The organism is Enterobacter cloacae complex sp. IR5418, assembly GCF_049238105.1.
Classification (GTDB): Bacteria; Pseudomonadota; Gammaproteobacteria; order Enterobacterales; family Enterobacteriaceae; genus Enterobacter; species Enterobacter hormaechei.
The window spans coordinates 28,296-51,789 of sequence record NZ_JBMKHS010000028.1 but is presented as its reverse complement, the minus strand read 5'-3'; the positions used below and the strand labels follow the sequence as shown (position 1 = coordinate 51,789).

24 protein-coding genes are annotated in these 23,494 nt (G+C 49.6%); 14 read left to right on the top strand and 10 right to left on the bottom strand.

What is annotated here, in order from left to right:
* Positions 1–34: 34 nt before the first annotated feature.
* Genes terC through ACOTX7_RS18615 form a run of 4 tightly spaced genes read right to left on the bottom strand, consistent with a single transcriptional unit; the run spans position 35 to position 3,314 of the window.
* Positions 35–1,075, bottom strand: a complete 1,041-nt coding sequence (gene terC, locus ACOTX7_RS18630) for a tellurium resistance membrane protein TerC (RefSeq protein WP_000255079.1) — start codon at positions 1,073–1,075, stop codon at positions 35–37.
* A gap of 22 nt (positions 1,076–1,097) precedes the next feature.
* Complete coding sequence (locus ACOTX7_RS18625; RefSeq protein WP_000007449.1) at positions 1,098–1,553, bottom strand: tellurite resistance TerB family protein; 456 nt, start codon at positions 1,551–1,553, stop codon at positions 1,098–1,100.
* Between the two features lie 22 nt (positions 1,554–1,575).
* Positions 1,576–2,733: a TerD family protein gene (locus tag ACOTX7_RS18620; protein WP_001054786.1), complete on the bottom strand. Its 1,158-nt coding sequence runs from the start codon at positions 2,731–2,733 to the stop codon at positions 1,576–1,578.
* On the bottom strand, positions 2,733–3,314 hold the full coding sequence (locus tag ACOTX7_RS18615; protein WP_000254137.1) for a tellurium resistance-associated protein TerZ: 582 nt from the start codon (positions 3,312–3,314) through the stop codon (positions 2,733–2,735). Before ACOTX7_RS18615 ends, ACOTX7_RS18620 begins: the two co-directional genes overlap by 1 nt.
* 320 nt (positions 3,315–3,634) lie before the next feature.
* On the opposite strand from ACOTX7_RS18615, the gene ACOTX7_RS18610 reads away from it, so the two are divergent.
* The 13 genes from ACOTX7_RS18610 (at position 3,635) to ACOTX7_RS18550 (ending at position 17,042) form a co-directional block, all read left to right on the top strand.
* Entirely contained in the window at positions 3,635–4,693 is a 1,059-nt protein-coding gene (locus ACOTX7_RS18610) for an ATP-grasp domain-containing protein (RefSeq protein WP_012695441.1), read from the top strand.
* A 9-nt stretch (positions 4,694–4,702) separates the two neighbouring features.
* Complete coding sequence (locus tag ACOTX7_RS18605; protein WP_001280115.1) at positions 4,703–5,845, top strand: phosphoribosyltransferase domain-containing protein; 1,143 nt, start codon at positions 4,703–4,705, stop codon at positions 5,843–5,845.
* On the top strand, positions 5,838–6,611 hold the full coding sequence (locus ACOTX7_RS18600) for a hypothetical protein (protein WP_001040058.1): 774 nt from the start codon (positions 5,838–5,840) through the stop codon (positions 6,609–6,611). The genes ACOTX7_RS18605 and ACOTX7_RS18600 overlap by 8 nt, the downstream gene beginning before the upstream one ends.
* A gap of 1 nt (position 6,612) precedes the next feature.
* The gene (locus tag ACOTX7_RS18595; protein ID WP_001585166.1) at positions 6,613–7,692 is read left to right on the top strand and encodes a cysteine protease StiP family protein; all 1,080 of its coding nucleotides are present in this window, start codon (positions 6,613–6,615) and stop codon (positions 7,690–7,692) included.
* Positions 7,692–8,648, top strand: a complete 957-nt coding sequence (locus ACOTX7_RS18590; RefSeq protein WP_031942304.1) for an HpcH/HpaI aldolase/citrate lyase family protein — start codon at positions 7,692–7,694, stop codon at positions 8,646–8,648. The genes ACOTX7_RS18595 and ACOTX7_RS18590 overlap by 1 nt, the downstream gene beginning before the upstream one ends.
* 10 nt (positions 8,649–8,658) lie before the next feature.
* On the top strand, positions 8,659–9,867 hold the full coding sequence (locus ACOTX7_RS18585) for a DUF4236 domain-containing protein (protein WP_011152964.1): 1,209 nt from the start codon (positions 8,659–8,661) through the stop codon (positions 9,865–9,867).
* Positions 9,868–9,884: 17 nt separating this feature from the next.
* Positions 9,885–10,352: a tellurium resistance protein TerW gene (terW, locus tag ACOTX7_RS18580; RefSeq protein ID WP_001176767.1), complete on the top strand. Its 468-nt coding sequence runs from the start codon at positions 9,885–9,887 to the stop codon at positions 10,350–10,352.
* 462 nt (positions 10,353–10,814) lie between these two features.
* Positions 10,815–11,453, top strand: coding sequence for a vWA domain-containing protein (locus ACOTX7_RS18575; protein WP_001253657.1), 639 nt, complete (start codon positions 10,815–10,817; stop codon positions 11,451–11,453).
* A 22-nt stretch (positions 11,454–11,475) separates the two neighbouring features.
* Complete coding sequence (locus tag ACOTX7_RS18570; protein WP_000116681.1) at positions 11,476–12,117, top strand: TerD family protein; 642 nt, start codon at positions 11,476–11,478, stop codon at positions 12,115–12,117.
* Complete coding sequence (locus ACOTX7_RS18565) at positions 12,117–12,755, top strand: vWA domain-containing protein (protein WP_001253658.1); 639 nt, start codon at positions 12,117–12,119, stop codon at positions 12,753–12,755. Before ACOTX7_RS18570 ends, ACOTX7_RS18565 begins: the two co-directional genes overlap by 1 nt.
* 84 nt (positions 12,756–12,839) lie before the next feature.
* On the top strand, positions 12,840–13,880 hold the full coding sequence (locus ACOTX7_RS18560) for a TerY-C metal binding domain-containing protein (protein WP_001253656.1): 1,041 nt from the start codon (positions 12,840–12,842) through the stop codon (positions 13,878–13,880).
* On the top strand, positions 13,880–15,517 hold the full coding sequence (locus tag ACOTX7_RS18555) for a PP2C family serine/threonine-protein phosphatase (RefSeq protein ID WP_000081060.1): 1,638 nt from the start codon (positions 13,880–13,882) through the stop codon (positions 15,515–15,517). Before ACOTX7_RS18560 ends, ACOTX7_RS18555 begins: the two co-directional genes overlap by 1 nt.
* A gap of 25 nt (positions 15,518–15,542) precedes the next feature.
* On the top strand, positions 15,543–17,042 hold the full coding sequence (locus ACOTX7_RS18550) for a helix-hairpin-helix domain-containing protein (RefSeq protein ID WP_001284318.1): 1,500 nt from the start codon (positions 15,543–15,545) through the stop codon (positions 17,040–17,042).
* Between the two features lie 165 nt (positions 17,043–17,207).
* On the opposite strand, the gene ACOTX7_RS18545 is transcribed toward ACOTX7_RS18550, so the two are convergent.
* Entirely contained in the window at positions 17,208–18,290 is a 1,083-nt protein-coding gene (locus tag ACOTX7_RS18545; RefSeq protein WP_001232447.1) for a hypothetical protein, read from the bottom strand.
* 360 nt (positions 18,291–18,650) lie between these two features.
* Positions 18,651–18,863, bottom strand: a complete 213-nt coding sequence (locus ACOTX7_RS18540) for an Hha/YmoA family nucleoid-associated regulatory protein (protein WP_001285422.1) — start codon at positions 18,861–18,863, stop codon at positions 18,651–18,653.
* Positions 18,864–19,032: 169 nt separating this feature from the next.
* Between ACOTX7_RS18540 and ACOTX7_RS18535 the strand changes: the two genes are divergently transcribed.
* Positions 19,033–20,208, top strand: a complete 1,176-nt coding sequence (locus tag ACOTX7_RS18535; protein ID WP_000795949.1) for a tyrosine-type recombinase/integrase — start codon at positions 19,033–19,035, stop codon at positions 20,206–20,208.
* A gap of 301 nt (positions 20,209–20,509) precedes the next feature.
* On the opposite strand, the gene ACOTX7_RS18530 is transcribed toward ACOTX7_RS18535, so the two are convergent.
* The 4 genes from ACOTX7_RS18530 to ACOTX7_RS18515 all read right to left on the bottom strand — a co-directional run bounded on the left by ACOTX7_RS18530 (position 20,510) and on the right by ACOTX7_RS18515 (position 23,477).
* Positions 20,510–21,415, bottom strand: coding sequence for a hypothetical protein (locus ACOTX7_RS18530; RefSeq protein WP_001198595.1), 906 nt, complete (start codon positions 21,413–21,415; stop codon positions 20,510–20,512).
* A gap of 9 nt (positions 21,416–21,424) precedes the next feature.
* The gene (locus ACOTX7_RS18525) at positions 21,425–22,387 is read right to left on the bottom strand and encodes a DNA replication terminus site-binding protein (protein ID WP_000119428.1); all 963 of its coding nucleotides are present in this window, start codon (positions 22,385–22,387) and stop codon (positions 21,425–21,427) included.
* A gap of 90 nt (positions 22,388–22,477) precedes the next feature.
* Positions 22,478–22,924, bottom strand: a complete 447-nt coding sequence (locus ACOTX7_RS18520; RefSeq protein ID WP_000549069.1) for a hypothetical protein — start codon at positions 22,922–22,924, stop codon at positions 22,478–22,480.
* 16 nt (positions 22,925–22,940) lie between these two features.
* Positions 22,941–23,477, bottom strand: coding sequence for a hypothetical protein (locus ACOTX7_RS18515; protein ID WP_000107167.1), 537 nt, complete (start codon positions 23,475–23,477; stop codon positions 22,941–22,943).
* Between the last annotated feature and the right edge of the window lie 17 nt (positions 23,478–23,494).

Sequence of the window (23,494 nt, the reverse complement as noted above, 5' to 3'; positions counted from 1 at the left end):
GATTAGTAATTGTTCAGGTTAACACTTAAGGGGATTAACTCCCCTTTTCCTCAGATTCAGGTTTGCCCGGGAACATGACGCTTGCGAGAATGCCCAGCGCCAGTACACCCAGTACAACATACAGGCTGGTTGTTGCCGCGATGCTGTAACCATGATGCCAGATGTGATCGGTCGCATTCAGGCCGAGTTTTGCCGCGATGAAGAACAGCAGCACGATAACGGCCTTCTCCAGATGAACCAGGTACTGTTTCAGTGCCTCAAGGACAAAGTACAGAGTACGCAGGCCCAGGATAGCAAACATCATGGCACTATAGACGATAAGCGGTTCACGACTGACGGCAATGATTGCCGGTACCGAGTCAAACGCGAACATTACGTCCGAGAGTTCAACCACAGCCACACACAGGAACAGCGGGGTCGCATACAGCGCCGCTTTTTTACCACGGCCAATGGTGACATCGCTGTTTTCTGGTTTCGCCAGTTCAGCATCCACTTCCTTCTGGTTAAGCAGGAAGGCATGCCCTCTGAGCTTCGGCCAGATAGGGAAGAAGCGTTTAACCATGCGGTAAGCCAGATGCTGGGAGTAATCCTCAATTTCATCATCGTCATCACCGCTTTTAAGCATCATGACCGCTGTCCAGGCAACGATAATAGCGAAGACAACTTCAACATACGGCCCCAGACTCAGCAGGCTCGTACCGATGGCGACAAAGATGCCCCTGAAGACAATGGCACCAATGATCCCCCAGTAGAGAACACGGTGGCGATAACGATCCGGAACGGCGAACCAGGAGAAGATGGCCATCATGACGAACAGGTTATCGACCGACAGCACTTTCTCCAGCGCATAACCCGTGACAAACAGACTGGCAACCTCAGCACCGTGGTGGATATAGAGGAAACCGGCAAATGCCATCGCAACCACAACCCAGAATACGGACCAGAGCGCCGCACTCTTCAGCGAAATAGGCTTGTCATCACGGTGCATAAACAGGTCAATAAAGATGGCACCGACTGAAAGCGCAATAAAAACAATGACCGTTTCAGTCGGGAAGCCGATGTGTGTGGAAACCATATTTTACCCTTAGGGATGTGGATCAGAGGCCAAATTCAGCCGGGTCGAAGCCCAACGCGATAGCGATCTCGCGGGAGGCCAGTTTCTCGTCCTGATCGAAGTTACCGTCACTTTTCGCAACGGCAATACCAACACGTAAGGCCAGCTGAGCGGCCTCAGGCTGATCTTTCAGCGCCAGGATGTATTTCATGGTTTCGCCCTTGCCGATTTCAACATCGAAATCGAAGCTTGAAACCAGTTTATTGAAGAACTCAATCACCTCATTGGTATCGAAGACCTTCAGCTCTTCTGAAGAGCGCAGAAAGCCCATCATTTTCTGCTTTTCTTCCGAACTTACGCCGTCACTCGATACGGCAATACGGGCACATACAGCAACGGTGCCCTGCATGAATTTTTTGTTTTTGAAACGGCCAACCTGGCGGGTCAGTTCGTCACGGCCTGAGTTAATGGCACCTTTAACTTTGTCGAAAAAGCTCATACCTGTTTCCTTTGTTGCTGTGTTATTTAGAACCGGCGCTCCAGCGAAATCCCCAGCCAAATGCCCGGTCCATTTCGTCCTGGCCTTTGAAGTACTGGTTAATTCGCTCGACTTTAATTGCGCCGTTTTCGTTTACGAGTCTGGCAATGGCGCACAATGTGCGACGGTTTTCACCTTCGGTCAGGCGGGTCTCAATGGGCGGTTGATCCGGCACATGAATGGTGACCACACCATCAGTCTTGTCCCAGCTGGGAACACCTTCATAAATAAAGGCGTAAATCAGCACTTCGCGGATATGCTTCCATTCACGTCCATTGATATGCAGCCACTCGCCGTCTGATACATCACCCGTCCGGTCATCGCCCTTGAGCTGAACATACGGTTCATCGCGATAATCACCGAATGCATTACCGAGCGCCTGAATGACCGATTTATACCCGTCCTGAAGCTCAACAAAGGCCCCCAGATCCAGGTCGATTCCTTTGGAGCCGAACATGCCTGCAAAGCCTGATTTGCCGCTGCCCCGGTGCCAGTTCAGGTTGATCCGGATTTCACCGAAGTTATCCCGTTTGGTCAGGCTGATTGCAGGCTTCTCTTTTGTCAGCGATACCTTGCTCAGGCTGATTTTTGTCTCAACTGGCGGAGGGGTTACAACCGGAGGAGTCGGGGCTGCGGGAGCCGGTTCGTCGGCAATATTTACGCCGAAATGCTCTGCCAGCGGTTTAAGTCCACCGTTGAACCCCTGCGCAACGAAGCGGAATTTCCAGTCATTATTACGACGGTAAAATTCACCCAGAATTAAGGCTGCTTCCTGACGGCCGCTCAGTTCGACACTGCCGCTAACCAGGCCGGTAGCCCCTTGCTCCACGTCGATGGAAAGATTACGAAGACCGGACACCGTCTGCCCACCGTCACAGGTCACGGTGAACGCAATTTTCTGGACATCAGGTTTCAGCCGGTTGAGCGCGACAGTAAAGGTTGAGTACTGGCCTTCACTGACCAGGCTGACGGTACCATCATCGTTACGTGGCTGACCATAAAACACCATGTCCGCATCACCCTGCACCTTCCCGTCGGCATACAGGCGAAACGCCGAAGCATCCACCTGGCCGCCCGAGGTGATCCGGACCCGCAACTCCTGGGCTGGAACGGGGGCATTGCCCCCCGGCGTCAGGTTCATTAGCGAATAACCGCTGAAACGATATCGGAGTGCATATCGTCAATTGTGCGGCCGCGACAGGCATGGCCAAGGGCGGTAAAGTCCCAGTTGCCGTTATTACGGCGCAGCGAAGAAATAACGATCCCGGTATGTGAGCCCTGCTCAGTCAGCTTGTAGCGAGCCAGCTCTTTGCCGGTTTGATCGACAACGCGGCAGAACGCGTTTTCGACGTCATTGAACGACTGACCACGGAAGCTGTTTACCGTAAACGCCAGGTATTCAACGTTTGCAGGCAGTCGGGAGAGGTTGACATTAATCACCTCATCGTCACCGTCACCTTCACCGGTCAGGTTATCGCCACTGTGCACAACAGCGCCGCAGGTGGATTCCAGTTTGCGGAACCAGATGGTGTCAATTGTTTTACCGGTGCTGTCCATTAATACGCAGCCAGCATCGAGATCGATTGAGTCGTTGCCTCCAAACAATCCTCCAAGAAGACCTTTTTTCTTAACCGGATCCCAACCGAGACCGAAATGAAGCTGGCTTAATGCAGATGATTCTTTGCTGAGTGATACCGTCTGGTTCTTAACTAATGAAACCATGCTTTATTCCTTAAAATGGTAATGACCGAGACAATCAAAGGTATATTTAGTAACTGACGAAGAAAATCATATCATGATGAAGTTCTCTGACAAGGGAAATTTTGGTAGTTTTCTGTAAAAACACAAAAAGAAATCCTTTTCAGGGTGTTAATTTTCTAAGTTTAATTTAAATATCAATGTGTTATCAGGAATCCAAAAAACCTGACGCACTCCATAACCACAGGAGTTATAAATCATATTATGATTGACATGTAGCTTAGACACTCATAGACTCACTTCTCAATCATAAATTTGCATGGCGTTCCGGATAATTAAAAAAAATGAACAAGAAAATTTGGTTTATGGAAGGTTTATCCTCCCAGCGAGATATTATTCAGGGGGTAAAATCATTTGCAAAAAAAAATAATTTTGCCATTACCGTTTTTGCCTCCCACCGTAACGAAAGAAATGAAATCCTTTCCGTTGCCGACTATTCTTTGACTGAACCTGAAGATCCTCAAAAACGTCTTCAGTTTATCCAGGAAACCATTCAGTCCTACGGCATCCACCATATTCATACTGGCCGTAACAGCCAGTGGTTTGAAGAACACCGTTCAGCCATTGAATCGACCGGTGCCACCCTTACTACCGGTGCAACGGGCGTCGACTGGTTAACTCTGGCTGACGAAAAAGTTACTTTTGCTCAGTTTATGGAGCAAAAGGGTCTCCCGGTCGTACCATCCTGGCGGGTGAATACGCTGGCAGAATTAAAAACACACCTCGCGGCCCCGCCGTTCACTGACAGCCCGGTATGCGTGAAGCCGGTGACGGGTATCTATGGCATGGGATTCTGGCGCTTTGATGACAGTGCTTCGCCTATGGCCGTCTTTAATCATCCCGAACATCGTCTGGTCAGTCCGCAACAGTATATTGCAGCAGCATCAGCTGCTGAGTCGTTTAAACCCCTTGTTTTGATGCCGTACCTGCCAGGCCCGGAATTTTCCGTCGATATCCTCGCGGATAAGGGCGAAATACTCGCAGCCGTGGGACGCCGTAAGGAAGGGGTTATCCAGTATCTGGTAAACGAAGGAAGCGCCTGGGAACTGGCGTGTGACTGCGCCAGGGTTATGAAGGCCGACGGGCTGGTGAATGTTCAGACGCGAAACGATGTGAATGGCAACCCGGTGCTGCTTGAAACCAACATGCGTCCGTCAGGGGGGGTGGGTTATACCCTTCACAGCGGGGTGAACCTTCCTGGGTTATTTGCTGCCTTTAAGCTCGGTCTGATGTCTGAAGATATGGTGCGCCAGAGCGCTAAAAACACCTTTTCTCCGGTTGCGGTGAGATCCATTACGGATGTAATTGCATACCCGGAATCACTCTCTAACCTTCTGAATTAAGGCGTATTTATGTCTGATATCCTCGAAGATATGATTTATCGCCGTACCCTCTCATGCGGTACGATTCAGGTAACCCGCGACCAGGGTGAAGTTTCGCTCGATGACCTGTTTGACATCGCTGAAAGACGTAACCCGAAACGCGCCTTTCTGTTTGTCAGCAAAGTACTCGGCAGGCACATTCCCGTGCCACCCTCAGTCATGCGGCAGGCCTACAGACAGCTTGCCAGCCAGTTCCCCTCGACACTGACAGGACCCGTACTGTTTATCGGTATGGCTGAAACCGCCGTTGGGCTTGGGGCCGGTGTATTTGATGAAGTGCGCCACCAGCATCCTGAATCTGTCTATCTGACCTCTACCCGTCACCCGGTTGATGGCACGTTGCTTTGCGAGTTCAAGGAAGAACACAGCCACGCCACCGATCATCTGATCTATCTGCCAGATGATGAAGAGAAAAGACGTCGTGTTACCAACGCACGAACGCTGGTTTTGATTGATGACGAGGCAACCACCGGTAATACCTTTATTAACCTGCTTTCAGCCCTGCGTAATACCGGCAAGCTTCAACATATTGAACAGGTTATAGCCGTTACGCTTACCGACTGGAGTGGCAAAGCCTTGTCCGAGCGCAGCACCTTACCAGTCACTTCGGTTTCTCTTGTAAGCGGTAAGTGGGGATGGACCCCATTACCTGATGCACCTGTCCCGGACATGCCGAAAGTCAACGTAACTTCACGAGGAGAATGGGACATCCAGGGAAAACAGTCCTGGGGCCGACTGGGGATGCTCGCACCTGCGGCCGATCTCGGCCATGAGGTCTCCGTCCACAAGGGGGAACGTATTCTGGTTCTCGGGACCGGGGAATTCGTCTGGGAGCCGTTCCTGCTTGCTGAACGGCTCGAAGCTGCCGGAGCACAGGCATTTTATGGATCGACCACCCGCTCCCCTATCGCCGTTGGTTATGCCATTGAGTCCGCCATTTCCTTTACGGATAACTACGGGCTGGGCATCCCCAATTTTGTCTATAACGTCGCCCACCAGCAGTTTGACCGCATTCTTGTGTGTACTGAGACACCCGCAGAAAGTATTGACACGCAGCTTCTTAAAGCGCTGGCTGAGGTTGCGGCCGTCGTGGAGATTGTTACCTATGAATAAACCCGTTGTTCTGAGCGACCTTGACGACACGCTCTTTCAGACCCGTCGTAAAATGGTGGACGAGCTGGCCCTGGAGCCATTCCGTACCGGTGCCGTTGATCGCACCCTGAATCCACGAAGCTTTATGACGGAAGAACAGTCCATGTTGGTGGACTGGCTCCTGGAGCAGGCTGAACTCATACCCGTTACCGCACGGGGAACTGAAGAAATCAGCCGCGTACGGATCCCTTTCCACTCCTGGGCAATCACCACTCACGGGGCCGTCATTCTCACGCCAGAAGGCAAACCCGACGAGGAGTGGAAGGCCCATATGCTCGGCCAGCTGGCTCCCTATCAGGAAAAGCTGACATCGATGCAGCGTCTGATCACTGAAATGATGGACGCAAAAGGGATCAATGCCTGGGCAAGGCTGAACTTCGAATACGGTGAAACGGCGGTTTATATGGTGATGAAGCACCGCGACAGCACCCGCCTTGACGAGCTCAATGCCATTGCAGATGAGATAGAAACGGTGTTTCCGACCGAGGGCTTCTACATCCACCGCAACAGTAATAACGTGGCCTGGCTTCCCACCGCGGTTGAGAAAGGGCTGGCAGTCAGATGGCTTCTTGAAAAACTTCGGGCTGAACGCGGAGTCTTCCCCGTAATTGGTCTGGGCGACAGCCTGAGCGATCATCGTTTTATGAAACTGTGCAGCTGGTTTGGCATCCCGCGTCAGAGTCAGTTTGCAGATGCCATTTCACAGCGAATTTTTGGAGAAAATTAAAATGCAGCCACATGACACATTTACCGGCTCATACCAGCCCGGTGACGTGGAATTTCTGCTAAAGCCGGTAGTCATTGAGATGACGCCGGTTGAGCAAAAAGAAGAGCTGATTCAGTCAGGGAAGAAACATTATTCGGACATGCTCAGTCAGGAGCCAGCGCCAACACAATGGCATCTTGATTTGTTTCACCGGGCGCTGGATCGGGGCGCAGAGAGACTTGCAAAAGAAGTCACACAGCTCGCTATTGCTCTGGCCGAACGCTTCGGTGATGAGCCCATTGTACTGGCCAGTCTCGTCAGAGCTGGCGTGCCGCTCGGCGTTATGCTGCACCAGGCCCTGCGTGACATGGGGAAAACCTCATGGCATTACGGTATCAGCATTATCCGGGATCGTGGAATTGACGGTGCAGCCCTCGACGTCATTGAAGAGCGCCATGGTACCAGCGGTATTGTCTTTGTTGACGGATGGACAGGTAAAGGCGCAATTACCGGAGAGCTTGTACGCGCACTGAAAGATCGCCCGGGCTATCCTGAGCAGCCGCGACTGGTTGTCCTGGCCGATCCCTGTGGCTGCTCCTGGCTTGCAGCCAGTGATGATGACTGGCTCATTCCTTTTGGCATCATGGGTGCGCCGGTATCAGGCCTGATCTCCCGGTCAGTATGGTCCTCTGAAGGATTACATGGGTGCATGGTTTGCGAGCATCTCAGTGAATTCGAATGCAGCCGGATGCTTGTCGATACCGTCGCCCATTTCCGTAAGAAGTTAACCCCGTCATCCCTCGCTACCCTGAGCTGGAATATGGAGTCAGCCCGGGTCTTATGGCAGACAAGTCGCGACGTTATCGCGTTCCTGGCCGATGAATTTAAAGTGGACAGCGTCAATCGTATTAAACCCGGTATTGCTGAAGCAACCCGGGCTGTATTACGTCGGGTACCGGACCATGTATTTGTGCGTTCTATTGACGACCCGGACGTTGCCTTGCTTGTAGGGCTTGCTCGTGAAAAGGGAATAGTTGTTACAGAAATGGGGGGAACCCTCGGCCAGTATCGGGCTGTAACCATTATCAAGAAGGTACTCTGATGAAAAATCGTCTTTCTCCCTGGAATCTGGGAGCCACGCTATACATGCCTGCAACACGGGAAGATATTGCTGATGCCGTCCTGCACGGGAAAATCCCGGGTTTGCGCTCTCTGGTGATTTGCCTGGAGGATGCTGTCAGTGAAGCAGACATCCCCATCGCCCTCAAAAATCTGGAGCACCTGCTGCACGAGCTCAGTAACAGCATGCGTAGCCTGGGTAAAAATGACTGGCCTCTGGTGTTCATTCGCCCCCGGCATGCCGACATGGGCAGATGGTTAAAAGCGCATTATGATCTTTCCGCTGTCGATGGGTTTGTGTTGCCGAAATTTACCCTCAGTTCGTTAGCTGAATGGTGGGATATCATGGGCGGGACTCACCTGTGCATGATGCCAACGCTGGAAACAGAAGACGTCTTTGACGTGGTTCAGATGCGCGAGCTGGCCACTCGCCTGGTGGAACATCCCTGCCACGACCGCATTATTGCGCTTCGAATCGGCGGCAACGATCTTATGAACGTTGTGTCGCTTCGCCGCCCCCGGGACCTGACGCTGTATGACAGCCCGATGGGCTACGTCATCAAAATGCTCGTTTCAGTCTTCGGCCCGCGTGATTTTGCCCTGACCGCGCCCGTATGTGAGCATATTGACGATCATGCCGTTATGGCCAGAGAGCTGGCTCTTGATATGGCACATGGGCTTGTTGGGAAAACGGCCATTCACCCGGGTCAGATAGAGGTCATTCAAAACGCGCTGATGGTCACTCAGGGTGAGTATTCTGACGCTCTGCGGATCCTGAACTCTACCCAGGCCGTGTTTAAGTCGCAGGGAGCAATGTGTGAACCCGCCACACATCGCCGCTGGGCGGCTGGCATTCTGGACAGAGCTCGTTTTTATGGGTTACAGAACGAGCAAAGCGCTGATGGAATCAGATTACTTACCGTGACCCAGCATCATTAAGGAAATCATAATGGGGTTCAGGTTCAGAAAGTCGATCAACATTATTCCTGGCGTTCGCCTCAACCTGAGTAACGGTGCACCGAGCCTGAGTGTCGGGCCGAGAGGTGCTTCCGTTTCTTTTGGTAGCCGGGGGACCTATGCCAATCTGGGCTTGCCCGGTACCGGGCTGAGTTACCGTACCCGGCTTGACCGGGCCGCGCGTTCCGGAGGTGGAAACCGGACGGCAACCGACCCGGGGCTCAGACAGGCGCTTGAGCAGGAAGCCGCTGAACTCATGTCAGCGGTAACCGCAATCCGTAATATTCACGAGCTGACGCCGGATCCAAAAACAGGCATCAGCTGGGCAGAGCTGGAAGCAGTATACCTGCATAACAGAACGTCGCCTTTTCAGGTTCCGGCACCGGTGCGTCCAGAAAAGCCAGACTACCTTGCATTGCCGGAAAAGCCTGCCGAGAGCGAAGGCATTAGTTTTCTGGGTAAATGGTTTGAATCGGAATCAGCTAAAGCTGAGCGCCACGCCGAAAATCTTCGCCGGTGGCAGCAGGAGCTGATTGATGTGGAGCGTGAGAATACCCTTCGACAGCACCGGTACCAGCAACAACGGACGGCCTGGGCCGAACAGTATGCAAACTGGAAGTTTGAAGCAGAAGAACATGAAAAACGGCTCGCCACGGCTCAGGCAGATGCCCGGCAGCAGTTCCGGACAGACGCCGCGTTTTTCGAATCATACCTGGCGGGTGTGCTGGCAGAAACTGAATGGCCGCGTGAAACGATTGTTGCATTTGAAGTAAAGCCGGAGCTATCAGCAGTCCTGCTGGACGTTGATTTAGCTGAGATTGAAGATTTCCCTGATAAGATTTACGGCGTTAATGCCCGGGGCACGGAGCTGACGGAAAAAGCCATGACGCAAAAAGCCGTACGCGAAAACTATGCCCGCCACGTCCATGGCTGCTTGTTCCGCCTGGTCGGTATCGTTTTACATACGCTACCTTTCGACAACGTGATTGTGTCAGGCTTTACGCAACGGGTCAGTAAGCGGACCGGCTATCTGGAGGATGAGTATATCCTGTCCTGCAAATGCACTCGCAGCCAGATGTCGTCAGTAAATTTTGCAGGCATAGAACACATTGATCCGGTTGAAGCGTTAGGCGATCACCCGGTTATTCGAAAGATGAGCAGTACCTTCATTTTTCAGCCTATTGAACCACTAACCCTTTAAGCAGGCTAAATCTTACGATGCAATTAAATACCAGACAGGCCCGGATTTTTAAGCTTGCCAACTTACTGGGCACCGGCAAGCCCGTTTCCGCTGCCGACATTATAACCAGTCTGGAATGCTCAGAGCCGACATTAACCCGGGCCCTCAAAGAGCTACGCGAGTCATATTCTGCGGAGATCAAATACAGCAAGGCAGGTCATTCCTACCATCTCGTTAATCCGGGCCAGCTGGATAAAAAGACCCTTCGCCGGATGAATGAAGCGCTCGCACAGAATGCTGAACTGAAAACCGGTGAGTCTACAGGGAAGGTCGTACTCGATAAGGATAAAAAAACAGCCGTGTCCTTATCGCTACGCATGCGGATCTTAAGAAAAATTGACCGTCTGGCTGCGCTGAGTGGCTCGACCCGAAGTGAAGCGGTAGAGAAGCTGGCTCTGCACTCCGTTGACGAACTGATAAAAGAATACAGCGCTAAAAAGTCCTGACGCTAAATCTCAGACCGGGGTGAAAACCCCGGTTTTGTCATATTTTACCTCTGTATTGGCGTGACGTAGTTTTGATCTATTCTCCTCCCGCAATGCCAGCAGCGCCTTACTGACTACAAAACCTGGTGTCTTGACATCCTCTTGTGCTACACATCAATCTTTGGGCGTTTTACACTCCATTCATGCAGATCTGTGATGTATGATGAATTTCATACATAAGACAGTTTATTTGTCCGAGTTTTTTCAGAAATCTTATATTCCAGTCCGGTCTGAATTATTTTTCTGTTGATAAGAGGCCATTCACATGTCGGTAATTCTATGGTGGTTAACTTATTTCTTTAATGCCGCTTCTGAGTATTTAATCTCCACCCGACAGATGTCGTGCCGTTTTATCAAATCAACAAACCCTGGCCTCTTCCTGAAACTACTCTCCTCTTCCGATCTCTTAAGAAGGAATTACATTTGAGACGCTTACCCGTATATCTGCTACTCGACACGTCCGGCTCTATGCACGGAGAGCCTATCGAAGCGGTTAAAAATGGCGTTCAGACGCTGCTTACCACGCTGAAACAGGATCCGTATGCACTCGAAACGGCTCACGTGTCAGTGATCACCTTTGATTCTTCAGCCCGACAGGCAGTCCCCCTGACAGACCTCCTGAGTTTCCAGATGCCAGCACTAACAGCCAGCGGCACCACGTCTCTTGGCGAAGCGCTTTCCCTCACGGCCAGCTCCATTGCCAAAGAAGTACAGAAAACGACGGCTGACACTAAAGGTGACTGGCGTCCCCTTGTATTCCTGATGACGGATGGAAGTCCGAATGATGACTGGCGTAAAGGCCTGAATGACTTTAAAGCGGCCAGAACCGGCGTTGTTGTGGCATGTGCAGCCGGGCATGATGCCGATACCAGCGTCCTCAAAGAAATCACTGAAATCGTGGTTCAGCTCGATACAGCTGACAGTTCGACGATTAAAGCTTTCTTTAAATGGGTCAGTGCGAGCATTTCGGTAGGCAGTCAGAAAGTGGAGTCCAGCAAAAAAGAAGTGATCGGTCTTGAAGACCTGCCACCGCCGCCGCCAGAAGTAAATGTGGTCTTATAATTTTATTGATTAAGGGGATATCATGTCTGTCAGTCTGAGCAAAGGCCAGGGCGTAAGCCTGAAAAAAAATGAATACGATCTCTCGTCCGTTACTATCGGCCTCGGTTGGGATATTAATGAGGAAAAGAAAGGTTTTCTCGGCGGGATCTTTGGTAAAAAAGAAGAAGAATACGACCTTGATGTGATCGCTTTCCTGTGTAATTCAGCCGGAAAGGTGACCGATCTCGGCAATGTGGAAAATGGTAAACCAACGCTTGTGAATGGCGATATCATCTTTTTCAACAGCCTTCGCCATAAGTCAGGCAATATCTGGCTGACGGGCGATAACCGAACCGGAGCCGGTGACGGTGACGATGAGCAAATTATTGTGCGCCTGAATTCCCTTGACGCTCAGTACGAGAAAATTGTGTTCATCGTTCAGATCTACAATGGTGAAAAGCTCCAGCAGCACTTTGGTAAAGTTCAGAATGCCTTCATCCGGGCAGTAGATGCCCGTAATATTGAAATGGCACGATTCGATCTTTCTGGCGGACCCGCCTTCGCCAGCCAGCGCTCCATGGTCTTTGCCGAGCTGATACGCGAGGCTACAGGCTGGAAACTCAGGGCAATTGGTGAGCCTTCAGAATCAGATTCGTTTGTCTCGCACCTGAGGAATTACATGTGATGCGCCGCCTGCCTGTTTACCTTGTTATCGACACATCCGGCTCGATGCGCGGTGAGTCAATCCATTCCGTTAACGTTGGAATTCAGGCGATGCTTAGCGCTCTTCGCCAGGATCCCTACGCCCTCGAAAGCGTTCATATCTCCATTATCACCTATGACAATGAGGCGCGTGAGTTCATTCCTCTCACGCCGCTGGAAGACTTCCAGTTTTCTGACATCGTTGTGCCAAGCGCAGGCGGGACGTTCACCGGTGCTGCCCTTGAATGTCTGATGCAGTGTGTTGAACGGGATGTACGTCGCTCAGATGGTGATACCAAAGGAGACTGGCGTCCTCTGGTATTCCTGATGACTGATGGAACCCCTTCTGATGCCCTGGCGTACGGTGAAGCGGTAAAAGCGATTCGCGGCCGGGGATTCGGATCCATCATTGCCTGCGCCGTTGGTCCTAAAGCAGGCCATGAGCACTTAAAACAGCTCACCGATAAGGTTGTGTCTCTGGAGACGCTAGATTCAACCGCGTTTGCAGGTTTCTTTAAATGGGTATCGGCCAGCGTGTCTTCCGGCAGCACAAGCGCGGGGATTAATAACGGAACTGATACCCTTCCCCCTCCTCCACCAGAAATCCAGCTGGTGCTCTGACAGACAGAAAGGTGCTGTTTCCGGGCAGCACCTTTCTGTACAGCAACGTTTTCTGCTGGCCGTACCAGCCGTACGAGGAAAATTATGAGACGCCTTCCCGTGTTTTTTGTCCTGGACTGTTCAGAGTCCATGATTGGTGAAAACCTGAAAAAAATGACTGATGGTCTGCAAATGATCGTCGGAGATTTAAGAAAGGATCCACACGCACTTGAAACAGCCTGGGTCTCGGTAATCGCATTTGCCGGTGTAGCCCGTACGATTGTACCTCTTCACGAAATTGCCTCGTTCTACCCTCCCCGCCTTCCCGTTGGCGGCGGTACGAGCCTTGGAGCTGCATTGCGTGAGCTGACCGTGCAAATTGATACCCAGGTCAGAAAAACCACTCATGAGGCTAAAGGCGACTGGAAACCCGTCGTGTATCTCCTTACCGACGGACGTCCGACTGACGACACAACCGCAGAAGTGAAGCGCTGGAAGGATCACTACGCGAGTAAAGTGAATCTCATTGCCGTTGGCCTGGGGCCGTCAGCGGACCTGAATATCCTGCGGCAACTGACAGAGAATGTCATGCTGTTCACCGAATCTCAGGAAGGGGACTTTACCCGCTTCATCAAATGGATCACGGCCTCGGTTACGGCGCACAGCCGCAGCGTCGGGGACGACAAACAACCTGAGCTCAGCCAGACTGAATACATAGTCCGGCTGGCCAAGGACGAGCCAGTAAAAGCGTACGACGAAAACTGCGTTACGCTTACCGGCCGTTGCAGCAAGACCCGTCGTCCGTACCTGATGAAGTATGAACGGCCACCAGCAAGGGTTTCCGGGCTCGATTTCAGTCTGAACCTGAACAGCTTTAATATTGCCGGATGCTATCCCATCGATGAGGACTATTTTGCGTGGTCAGATGCCACCGCTACCGGTTTGCAGGTAAATACCAGCGAACTGCATGGCGTACCGGGTTGCCCCCACTGCGGTAATGCCAGTGCGTTTGCCCTGTGCTCATGCGGAAAGTTGCTGTGTATTGACGGCCCGGATGACGTGATCTGCCCGTGGTGTGAAACAGGCCTGTCATTCAGCAATGATGGCGGAAACACTAACTTCGACGTAAACAGAGGGAGAGGTTGATGTCGCAAAATGCTTTACTTGAAGAGAAGATTATCCGCTTAGTTCTGTCTGAGCTGGGCCACCCTGTTGAAGGTGAGCGGCTTTTACTTCTATCGCAGGACCCATCCCTTACCGAAGAAATTATGCGGCTTAAAGAGCGGATTGAGAGCCTTGCACAGGGTTTATCTGCGCGGGTTAGCGAAGGTGATAACGACGCAGAGATTGCCGCCTCGTCAGCATCCAGTCTTTCCGATCAGCAACAAACGGTCGTAAGTGTTGCTGATAACCCGGGCATTGACGCTACCGATACATCAGCACTGCAACCCCTGCCAGAAAATGAGCCTCATCCTCCGTTCTGGAAGCTGATGCCTTATTACGAATTTGATAAACCAGCACAGAGGGAAGACGAAAACCTGTCTTCCCTGGTATTAAAACCCGGGCAGATACCGACAGGCCAGCAGCGGGCCAGCTTAGCTGTGCCACCTGCCGTTCCCCCGAGAGCTAAAATAACGATCCCCAACGCCCGCGCAGGCGAACGTTTCTCTTCGCCGGTTGCTATCGTTCTGGGTGAGGGCCAGCAGGCTACTGTCAGGGACGTTGTCTTTCCCCGGAACATTGGCCTGTCTTTTGACAAAGAACAGGAGTTGCTGACAGGTACTCCCACCGAAAGCGGCGATATAGAGCTTTCAGTAATCTGGTCATGCACGTCGCACGACGAATGTGAAACAAAACAGCTATTTATAATCAATCCCGATCCGAGAAGCCTGTGGAAGGTGGTAGAGCCACCAGCAGACGCTCCCTACCCTAAGTCCCATCTGGACGCTGCTGGCCTGGTCAGGGGTGATATACGTATTGCTGCCGCCAGTCGCCGGGGACGCTCTCATGAGCATGCCGGAAGCTTCAGAGATGACGACTTCTACATCAACCACTGCCAGGAAACAGGATGGTCTGTCATGCTGGTCGCAGACGGAGCCGGTAGTGCGGTAAATTCCCGGGAAGGCTCCCGGATTGCAGTCAAAACGGCTGGCGATTACCTTTTAAATCAGCTCAGTGGTGTGAAAGGCGTCCATTTAAAGCAGCACATCACGGCGTGGGAAGGGAGCGATCAGCAGGCAACAATAAACGCCATGCTTCATCATTTTAAACAGGCAGCTACGCTCGCGGTCAACAGTATCCAGAACGAAGCCATTTGTGCAGAACAACCTGTGAAATCCTATTCAACAACCCTTCTGGCAACTGTAGCGCTACGAACTGATAACGAGCTGTTTGCGACTGCATTCTGGCTTGGTGATGGTGCGATAGGTGCATACAGCCCTTCCGGTAAAGTCAGGATACTGGGAAATCCCGATAGCGGAGAATACGCAGGACAAACCCGTTTCCTTGACCAGAGCATTATCGCAGACCCCTCGTTTAGCGGCCGCATCAGCGTGGGTAAATGGAATGATGTATCTCACTTGATCCTCATGACAGACGGCGTCTCAGACCCTCTGTTTGAGACGGATAATGGGCTTCGCAGTGACGAAAAATGGACCCGTCTCGTTGATGAGCTCAACCCTGTCCTTACAGACGCCAGTATTGCGCCTGAGAGGTTAGGCGACTGGCTTAACTTTTTCTCCACAGGGAACCATGATGACCGCACTATTGCGGTGTTGTGGTAAGGGATACGCTTTTTCGGTGATCAATATGGCAAATATCGTTACGTGCAAAACAAAGGACGGCGAAACAGTCCAGTATGTTGACGAGGTAATTGGTTCGGGCTCGATGAAGGATGTTTACTTTTCGCCTGATAAATCATACGTCGTCGCTTTTTATCATAAACCGCAGAACGAGCAGGCCCGGGATCGGATTGATATGATCACCGGACGCTACAGGCAAAACATTTTTGGCCAGTCCGGAGGTGAATACTGGAAGGACCTGTTTTGCTGGCCGACCCATGTTGTTGAGCATGGGCATAAAATCGGCATCGTGGTTCCAACCTACAAAAGCTACTTTTTCTTTAAATACGGCTCTAAAAACGATGATTTTCTTGGCATAAAAGGTCGTGAAAAGGAAGGCAAATGGTTTGCCAGCGCCAGCAACCAGAACAAATTTCTCGACCCACGTGAACGAGGCAATACGCTTACCTATCTCAAGGTCTGTCTGCTGCTGACAAGAGCCGTCAGAAGGATGCATGCGGCAGGTCTCTGTCACAGCGATCTAAGCTATAAAAACGTGCTTATCGATCCAGAAATGGGACATGCCTGCATCATTGACGTAGACGGCCTGGTTGTCCCTGGAAAGTATCCTCCCGACGTGGTGGGCACCCCGGATTTTATCGCTCCGGAAGTGGTGAAAACCAGTCATCTTTCCAAAGAGGATCCGAACCGCGTATTGCCAAGCATTACTACTGACCGTCATGCGCTGTCGGTGCTTATCTACATGTATCTGTTCTTCCGTCATCCGCTACGTGGCGGAAAAATACATGACATGTCGGATGAAGTACGTGATGAGACCTTATCTATGGGTGAGAAGGCACTCTTCATTGAACATCCGACAGACAAAAGCAATGCAGTCAAAGTCAGTCAGCTATCGTCCTTTTCACTGCCCTGGGCTGACCCGGAGAAAATTCCTTACACCATCATGGGCCCTTATCTGACACCTTTGTTTGAGCGCGCCTTTATAGATGGCTTACACGATGCCACTAAACGCCCGACCGCCGATGAGTGGGAAAGCGCCCTGGTTAAAACAGTCGATCTGATACAGCCCTGCCAGAACAAGGCGTGTGAACAGAAATGGTACGTTTTCTCGGGTAAGACAAAGCCGGTTTGTCCCTACTGCGGTACGCCATACAAGGGTAAATTACCGGTTCTAAATTTATATTCTTCCCGAAAGGAAGGCAGTTATCGTCCTGACGACCACCGGTTGATGGTGTGGAGCGGGCAGTCAATCTATGCGTGGCATGTGAATCGCCTCATTGCGCCAAATGAGCGTACAACCGATTTGCAAAGGAAACGAGTTGGGTATTTTGTTTTCCATAACGATCAGTGGTGGTTAGTAAATGAAGGCATAAATGGGCTTATGTCATTACCGGATAAACGACAGATTGCCATTGGGGAAAAAATTGAACTGACGAATAACGCTCAGTTTGTTCTGTCAAAGGAGGAAGGCGGCAGGCTGGTCGTCGTTCAGTTAGTAGAAAACTAACGGACGCCCATAACGACTAAAACGTTCTGGCAGCATACTGAACCTGTTTAATGAATCACTATATTAAGCTGTGTCAAATTTAAGCTGCCAGAAAAACTGACTGTCTGTGCCGGATATGCGGTACACCTCCTGCGGCAAGGGTTTAATGCGCAAAGCCCAATTTATTTATAAGAGTGAATAGTTTTGTGGCTCTACCCTGCCGCTCTCCTTTCCTGTGTCATGGTTTTTAACATCTGAAATACTGACATTGTTAAGCCGGTGATTGTATAAGGCGATGCGGACAATCTCATGAAGATATTCAAGTTCGTTTTGTGTCAAGGACTGGCCTTCCTGGGTTTTTGAAATCATTTCCTGCCAGCAGATCAGTCTTTCGTAACTGACATGTTCGCTGTTTTCCAGGCAGTGCAACCTGAAATAGCGAAGGAACAAAGGAAATTCATCGGTCTGAGCGATGTCATAAGCCCGAACCGTTAACCGACACAGACATACAATCGTATCCTGCTGTAACCTGACTAACGCGTTATGACTGCCCGGAAGGATATCAGGCAATTTCATCTTACAGTCAGCAAGGCGCTGAAGAAGAGGCCCTTCCTCTGAAGGCTCCCGTCCCCGATACTCCTGAAGAGGTTCAGATTCAAGTTCATGCATTAATGGATGATATAGCCATTCCCGGGAACTGGTCTCATCAATGATCAGGCTTTCAATGCACTCACTGTATGTTGTTTTACGTCGCCCGAGCTGCACCTGACTGATTTCATATTCAATATCTGGAAGATCGATACGCAATGCGGCAACTCTTTCGGAAGGATGAAGGTGGTCAAAGGTTAACTTCGCAGAAATGCTACGATCCCTGTCCAGAAAGACGGCCACACATAAATCATTAACCTTTACGAACAGATCAGCTGTGCCTCCGAACATACTGCCGCTTCCAATAACCTCATTCAGTGAAACCGGCCCACCATCGTCGCCAGCGAGAAGATTTGGGAAACCAAGAACCTGGTGCTCGTTGATGACTTCAATAATTTTTCCCCGGATGGCTTCCATCAGACCATCACAGTCACCGGCTACAGCAGTACTGTGTGAGAAATGCCAAAGCTTGACCTCCCCCTGCTTTGCTAACAGATCAGTTTTGCAAGCGGGGCAGATGCAGTTACAGTCGATACCCCGGCTGACCTCTGTAATATCTAAAAAGAGTCCTGATTCTCTCTGGAGTCCAAATGGAATACCAAATGTGTAACTCTTACGCATGGCTGCACCCCGTTTTTGATAATTATTCAAACTATATCCGAAATAACGGAGGAGGATTTCTGTAAAACGAATTAAAAGAAATGATTTTTTAGTTTTCCAGATTAATGTTTGACAAGAATCAAATGAGAGCCTTACAAATATGGAGAGAGAAGTTTAGGTAAAGTAACTTTTATCACAACTTCTAAAATTAAGGAGAATATCGGATGTATTTAGCAGTGGGCTTGGCTTATGATTAAAGTCTTTCTCCGAACTTAATAAGAAAGTTAAAAAGACAGGCTATTACAGTGCCTTTAGCCCCGAAAGGGGCATAAACTATTTTCAAATCCAGACACAGTCTTTTTGTTGTGCCAATATCAATAATTACTCGCGAACAAAGGTCCACACACTCGCAGGAACTTTGTCATATAACTTTTTCATTGTCAGTTCAGCTTTACGATGATCATAAGCACCAGAAATTTCAAGAGAGGCGACACCCGAGTTTTTTTCACATAACCTTTCAAATACTTTTTCGAGCGTTTCGAACGAACTACACTTACGGAATTTCATTAAATAAGACTGCTTTGTGTCAGACATAATCAACCTTCTTTAGACAGGCCTCAACTGGCCAGGGATAATCTTAATATCATTTTTCACTTAAGCCTAACGATTTCACAACCTTTTTCGTTGTTTCCACCCTGTTCATAACCAGGTACATGAGTGCTAAAATGACTGTAAATAAAACCAGTGTATCCCGGTGAGCAGGATGAAGAATCAATCAGTGATCAGACAGTTTTCGGAAAGCGAATTGCATCAGCAGCTGGAAACGTTCGGCAACCATGATAAACAGCTTTCACGCTTGATCCGTTACTTTTCCCATCTGAGATACAACACAGCTAAAACCTATCTGCACTGGCTACGAGTATGGAACGAATGGTATCAGGCGAATGCCCGGTTGCATACAGACTGGCCAGTAAGTTCGCTCCCCGTGTCTGAGGAAGCTCTGCTGGCGTTTATGGGGCATCTTGAAGGCAAATTGTCACGAAGCAGCATAAACAGCTGTCTTCAGGCCTTAAACAGTATCCATAAAAAAGGGCTTAACCTGCCCGGGATTATTACGTCTGAAGCATGGTACATGCTGGAAGCCTTAAAACAATCGGAAGCCCGGAAGCGAAAGACGACTAAACAGGCAACTCCCTTTCTTATTGGCGATCTCAAGGCTCTGATAAAGTTACGCAGTACTACAAACTCAGTTCGTAAGCTTCGTGACCTGTGCCTGATCTGGACAGGCTTTGAAACACTGCTCCGTTCATCCGAAATTCGCCGTATACGTCTGAAAGATCTGTCTCTGGATAGTATGACCGGTGAATTTAACCTGACGGTATACCGTACAAAAACGAACATCAGTACACTTCTTACCTACCGGCTGACACGTCAGTTAACTAACTGCCTCTTGAGATTGATGAACCTTGTGAAAATGGATCAGCACAGTCATCCGGATGAATACCTTTTCCAGGCCGTAAATTTCCATGATACAGGCTATATGCCACCCGGCTGGAAGCTTCGGAGTAAAGGGAATGAGCTATCTGAGCTTCTTAAACGGCATAACCTGCCCTACCGTGCTAAACAAAGTCTTCTGAACGATGAAGATGAGGAAGACACTGTGGACGATGCCGGTATGCTCAGCAAAAATTCCCTTTTACGGGCATTTAAAGAAATGTGGAATGAGCTTTATCCAAATGAGACTAAAACCCGTTACTGGACAGGGCACAGCGTTCGTGTAGGCGGTGCGATACAGCTGGATATTGAAGGTTACTCGCTACCACAGATTATGGAAATGGGGAACTGGTCGAATGAAGAAATGGTTATGCGCTACATTCGCAATATTGAAGCTGGTAAAAAAGCCATGATCAAGCTTATGCGAAATGCCTTTGATGAATAGCGCCCTCACGGGCGCATAACTTTATTTTTTCTTGAACGGGTTAAGTCTGGTGAGATTAGAGAGTGCCCCTCCCGGAGGCAAAATTCCCGTCCTTTTATATTTGTACACGCCATTTAATTTCATTGTCTGGATTCCAAGATTAATAAGCGTGACAAGTTTAAGGGTATACAGGAGTGTAAATTGGGGAGCAACCTGAATAAAAACTAATAACAAGCCTGCACACATTACACGTAGCCATGCCGCGTACTCCATGCTCAGCGGACGCTTGAAATAGAATCTTTCGAGCAAATCAACTGTCTTATTACTGATCCACGCCGCCGCCACTGAGAGTAACAACACGATGCACACCATAATGCCCAGTTCCATTTTCACTCCCTTCTCTTTTAGTCTGTTTAAGTTGAGGCTTAGCCACAGTAGTTTTGTTTTTTGCTTTTTTCTTAGGTTTGGTATGGTGAAACAGAAAACAATCCACCATTACCCAACCATTTTTATATCGAGCCACCAGCATCTTCTGGCTGGGGTAATGAGCATGAAACAGCATTTTCACGTCCATGGTGCCCATCAACGACTGTTTGCGCTTTAGCTCATCCTCAGCCATCTGAAATTCTTGTAAGAATTCTGAAGACAGACGCTGACGCAGAATTCTTATGGCACTGGAGTTTTCATCATTCTTTGCCAGGTGCCCGAAGCGTACAAGTGCCTTGTGGGTTATCTGGATGGGTCCCAGATGAGAGCTGAGCTGTTCGTACTGCCAGAAGTAGGTCAAATCCACCTTAACCCAGCTGATGCTGTCCAGCAGAGCCTCGTTCATGATGGTTCCGGACATAGGTACCATTGTCAGCCTGGCCAGACGCATATGTATGTAGTCCGTAAGCAACCTCAGCGACTCAGGAACGTTTTTATTGAGTAGGAGATGCTGAAGCACCGGGGTTGCGGTCTGCCAACACAGATTGCGCCCGTCAGGCAGGAAAGCAAACTTTTGATCGTCAGGCGCAGAGTTCGAAGCGTTTTCCTTACGAAGCAAAAAATAATGGCCGCACAGCAGCTCTGCTCTTACCTGGTCCTCGTCAGGGTCATGTCGGGCTTTACTTAGATCAACGGTTAGCACAACGCGGTTAATCGCATCAGCGTGATATTTTTTTACCCAGACGCAGACACGATAGAGACGCTCATCGATTTTCTGGCTGGCTGTGGAAATCCATTGCATTGTTGTTCCTTAATTTTCGGGGCTGACAATGAAAATGCCCAGCTCAGCCCCCGGCACGAGTTCTGTATATTTCAGGCTCAGCTTCCGTTGGTTGGACGGACCCTGGCTGTTTTCAGGAGCCCAGTCAGAGAGCGTTTTTAATTGAGGTATGTTGCCTGCTGCGAAAATGGGCAAGGATGCTTTTACTACTGAATAATCAGTCTCAGCATATTTATTCCCGTTTCGTTCCTGCCCTTCAGGCCTAAATGCAAAAATGTGAGCAATCGGAACAGGGAAAGAGTTAGTTCGACAAAGGCGATAAGATTCGCCCTGCTTCAGTGGGTGAAATTCAAGACGGTGTAAAGCCTTATCGATATTAGACACGACATTCAAATTGGTAGTTGCTACATTTTTTACTTCTGAGGCTCTCCTGCGCTCCAACAAACTCACAAGTTGCTCTGCTGTTTTAACTTCCTGGTTTCGGTTTAGCCGCCATGAAAAAGTAACTTTTTTAAGCTGGGACTTGATGAAAAGGATATTTCTTGTTGAGTGCATAGCGACAAGGCCCGGGAGCTTCTTGTGCACTTTATCAAAACGGACATTCTTTTTATTATCGATACGCCTCATTGCCGCAGCAAAATCATTTTTTGCTTCGTTTATAGAAGTGATCAAGCTTTCGAGAAGATCTGCTCTTTCGGGGACAATGATTAGACCCGGGTATTTAGTGGTTACTTTGGTGGAATCATGACTTAATGACTCTATGTCATCCACACAGATGTCAGTAAGTGCCTGAATAATTTCCTCAACCGAAGCATCGTCTTTAATACTAACCCTGATGGGTTTAACCTGCTTCAAGCGCTCTTCTGTTCTAGATACGGTGGAGACAGTCATCAGGTTTGCCATCATCGGGGGGGTGTTCGAAAGAAAACACTTGAGCGAGTCGATGCGTTCCAGAATCTGGTCACGAAAATAGGGCAAATCGTCATAACTCATACGTTTCTCCAGGCTCATGTTATTTCCAATCAATTTTGCTGCCCAGGCTGACCTTGCAGAACATAAATGTCATGTAAACCTCTAAAGAAGTCATTTTGAAACAGCTTTCACAGCATGCGATTTATGTTCGATAGGGCTCATGAACAAAGGATGATAATGGAGACGCCATGGATAGTGGATAGTCTTACCCACCTGGGTGATCCGATTGAGGCGAAAACGACCATTTATACAGTCAACTGACCAAAGCCCGGGAGAAACTAACCTCTTCCAGCGGTAAAAAGAGAAACCTGCAACACAGAGGTCATGCTCCAGGAAATGTTGAGTTTCGACGACGCGAACTTTTATCAAAAACCCCAGCATTGGCGAAAACCAGATCAACAACCATGTTGGCGGCAGGATGACTTTGTTCAGGAGATGATCTGTCATAAGCAAGGCAGATAACATCAGAAAACTGATAGTCAACCACAGGGCCATCCAACCGGCCCATACGCGGCTCTGACAGGGTTTCCATTCGAGAAGAAAAAGTTTTTTATGCATTCTGCCCCGCCTAATTTTAATGTATTGCCGAAGTATGCTGCATCATGATGGTGGTGCGGGGAAAGATTTCAAACTTCCACAATTCTGAAGCCGTGTTCCAACCATGAAAGATCCCGTCTCCACAGCGAGTGTTAAAAGCAAGAATTTCATCCCTGACCTGGTAAGCGAGCACTTCTGGCATATCAATAAACTCAGGTAAGGAAAGAAGAATTCCATGGATAACTTCTCCGGTTAACTTACTCATAACCTCTTCCTCAGACAGGGCAGCGTCCGGGAACAAACACAACGGAAGTGAAAAACAACATAGGTCAAGACCAATAGCAGCCCTTCCTGCGTCGTAGCCTTCTTCATTAACGACAAAACGAAAGAATTTTTCTGTCTCACCCCGTAATGATGACGGTCCTTCAGACGGAACTTCAATACCACTGAAGACTTTATCGGTCCAGTTGGTAAAAGGACTGGTGAAAACCCAACAAATTAAGGATAACGCCAGCTCTTCCTTAAACATACGTTCAGTGCCGGTAGTTCTGGAAAGTTGCTTTTGAGTACTCATGTTTTACCTGTTGCATG

Excerpts from the sequence above, each read along its gene's own strand:
- ACOTX7_RS18625 (WP_000007449.1), bottom strand. The coding sequence starts at position 1,553 with ATGAGCTTTTTCGACAAAGTTAAAGGTGCCATTAACTCAGGCCGTGAC.
- ACOTX7_RS18515 (WP_000107167.1), bottom strand. The coding sequence starts at position 23,477 with ATGAGTACTCAAAAGCAACTTTCCAGAACTACCGGCACTGAACGTATG.
- ACOTX7_RS18615 (WP_000254137.1), bottom strand. The coding sequence starts at position 3,314 with ATGGTTTCATTAGTTAAGAACCAGACGGTATCACTCAGCAAAGAATCA.
- ACOTX7_RS18570 (WP_000116681.1), top strand. The coding sequence starts at position 11,476 with ATGTCTGTCAGTCTGAGCAAAGGCCAGGGCGTAAGCCTGAAAAAAAAT.
- ACOTX7_RS18550 (WP_001284318.1), top strand. The coding sequence starts at position 15,543 with ATGGCAAATATCGTTACGTGCAAAACAAAGGACGGCGAAACAGTCCAG.
- ACOTX7_RS18535 (WP_000795949.1), top strand. The coding sequence starts at position 19,033 with ATGAAGAATCAATCAGTGATCAGACAGTTTTCGGAAAGCGAATTGCAT.
- ACOTX7_RS18600 (WP_001040058.1), top strand. The coding sequence starts at position 5,838 with ATGAATAAACCCGTTGTTCTGAGCGACCTTGACGACACGCTCTTTCAG.
- ACOTX7_RS18560 (WP_001253656.1), top strand. The coding sequence starts at position 12,840 with ATGAGACGCCTTCCCGTGTTTTTTGTCCTGGACTGTTCAGAGTCCATG.
- ACOTX7_RS18555 (WP_000081060.1), top strand. The coding sequence starts at position 13,880 with ATGTCGCAAAATGCTTTACTTGAAGAGAAGATTATCCGCTTAGTTCTG.
- terC (WP_000255079.1), bottom strand. The coding sequence starts at position 1,075 with ATGGTTTCCACACACATCGGCTTCCCGACTGAAACGGTCATTGTTTTT.
- ACOTX7_RS18620 (WP_001054786.1), bottom strand. The coding sequence starts at position 2,733 with ATGAACCTGACGCCGGGGGGCAATGCCCCCGTTCCAGCCCAGGAGTTG.
- ACOTX7_RS18520 (WP_000549069.1), bottom strand. The coding sequence starts at position 22,924 with ATGCATAAAAAACTTTTTCTTCTCGAATGGAAACCCTGTCAGAGCCGC.
- ACOTX7_RS18540 (WP_001285422.1), bottom strand. The coding sequence starts at position 18,863 with ATGTCTGACACAAAGCAGTCTTATTTAATGAAATTCCGTAAGTGTAGT.
- ACOTX7_RS18545 (WP_001232447.1), bottom strand. The coding sequence starts at position 18,290 with ATGCGTAAGAGTTACACATTTGGTATTCCATTTGGACTCCAGAGAGAA.
- ACOTX7_RS18525 (WP_000119428.1), bottom strand. The coding sequence starts at position 22,387 with ATGAGTTATGACGATTTGCCCTATTTTCGTGACCAGATTCTGGAACGC.
- ACOTX7_RS18605 (WP_001280115.1), top strand. The coding sequence starts at position 4,703 with ATGTCTGATATCCTCGAAGATATGATTTATCGCCGTACCCTCTCATGC.
- ACOTX7_RS18585 (WP_011152964.1), top strand. The coding sequence starts at position 8,659 with ATGGGGTTCAGGTTCAGAAAGTCGATCAACATTATTCCTGGCGTTCGC.
- ACOTX7_RS18565 (WP_001253658.1), top strand. The coding sequence starts at position 12,117 with ATGCGCCGCCTGCCTGTTTACCTTGTTATCGACACATCCGGCTCGATG.
- ACOTX7_RS18595 (WP_001585166.1), top strand. The coding sequence starts at position 6,613 with ATGCAGCCACATGACACATTTACCGGCTCATACCAGCCCGGTGACGTG.
- ACOTX7_RS18530 (WP_001198595.1), bottom strand. The coding sequence starts at position 21,415 with ATGCAATGGATTTCCACAGCCAGCCAGAAAATCGATGAGCGTCTCTAT.
- ACOTX7_RS18590 (WP_031942304.1), top strand. The coding sequence starts at position 7,692 with ATGAAAAATCGTCTTTCTCCCTGGAATCTGGGAGCCACGCTATACATG.
- terW (WP_001176767.1), top strand. The coding sequence starts at position 9,885 with ATGCAATTAAATACCAGACAGGCCCGGATTTTTAAGCTTGCCAACTTA.
- ACOTX7_RS18610 (WP_012695441.1), top strand. The coding sequence starts at position 3,635 with ATGAACAAGAAAATTTGGTTTATGGAAGGTTTATCCTCCCAGCGAGAT.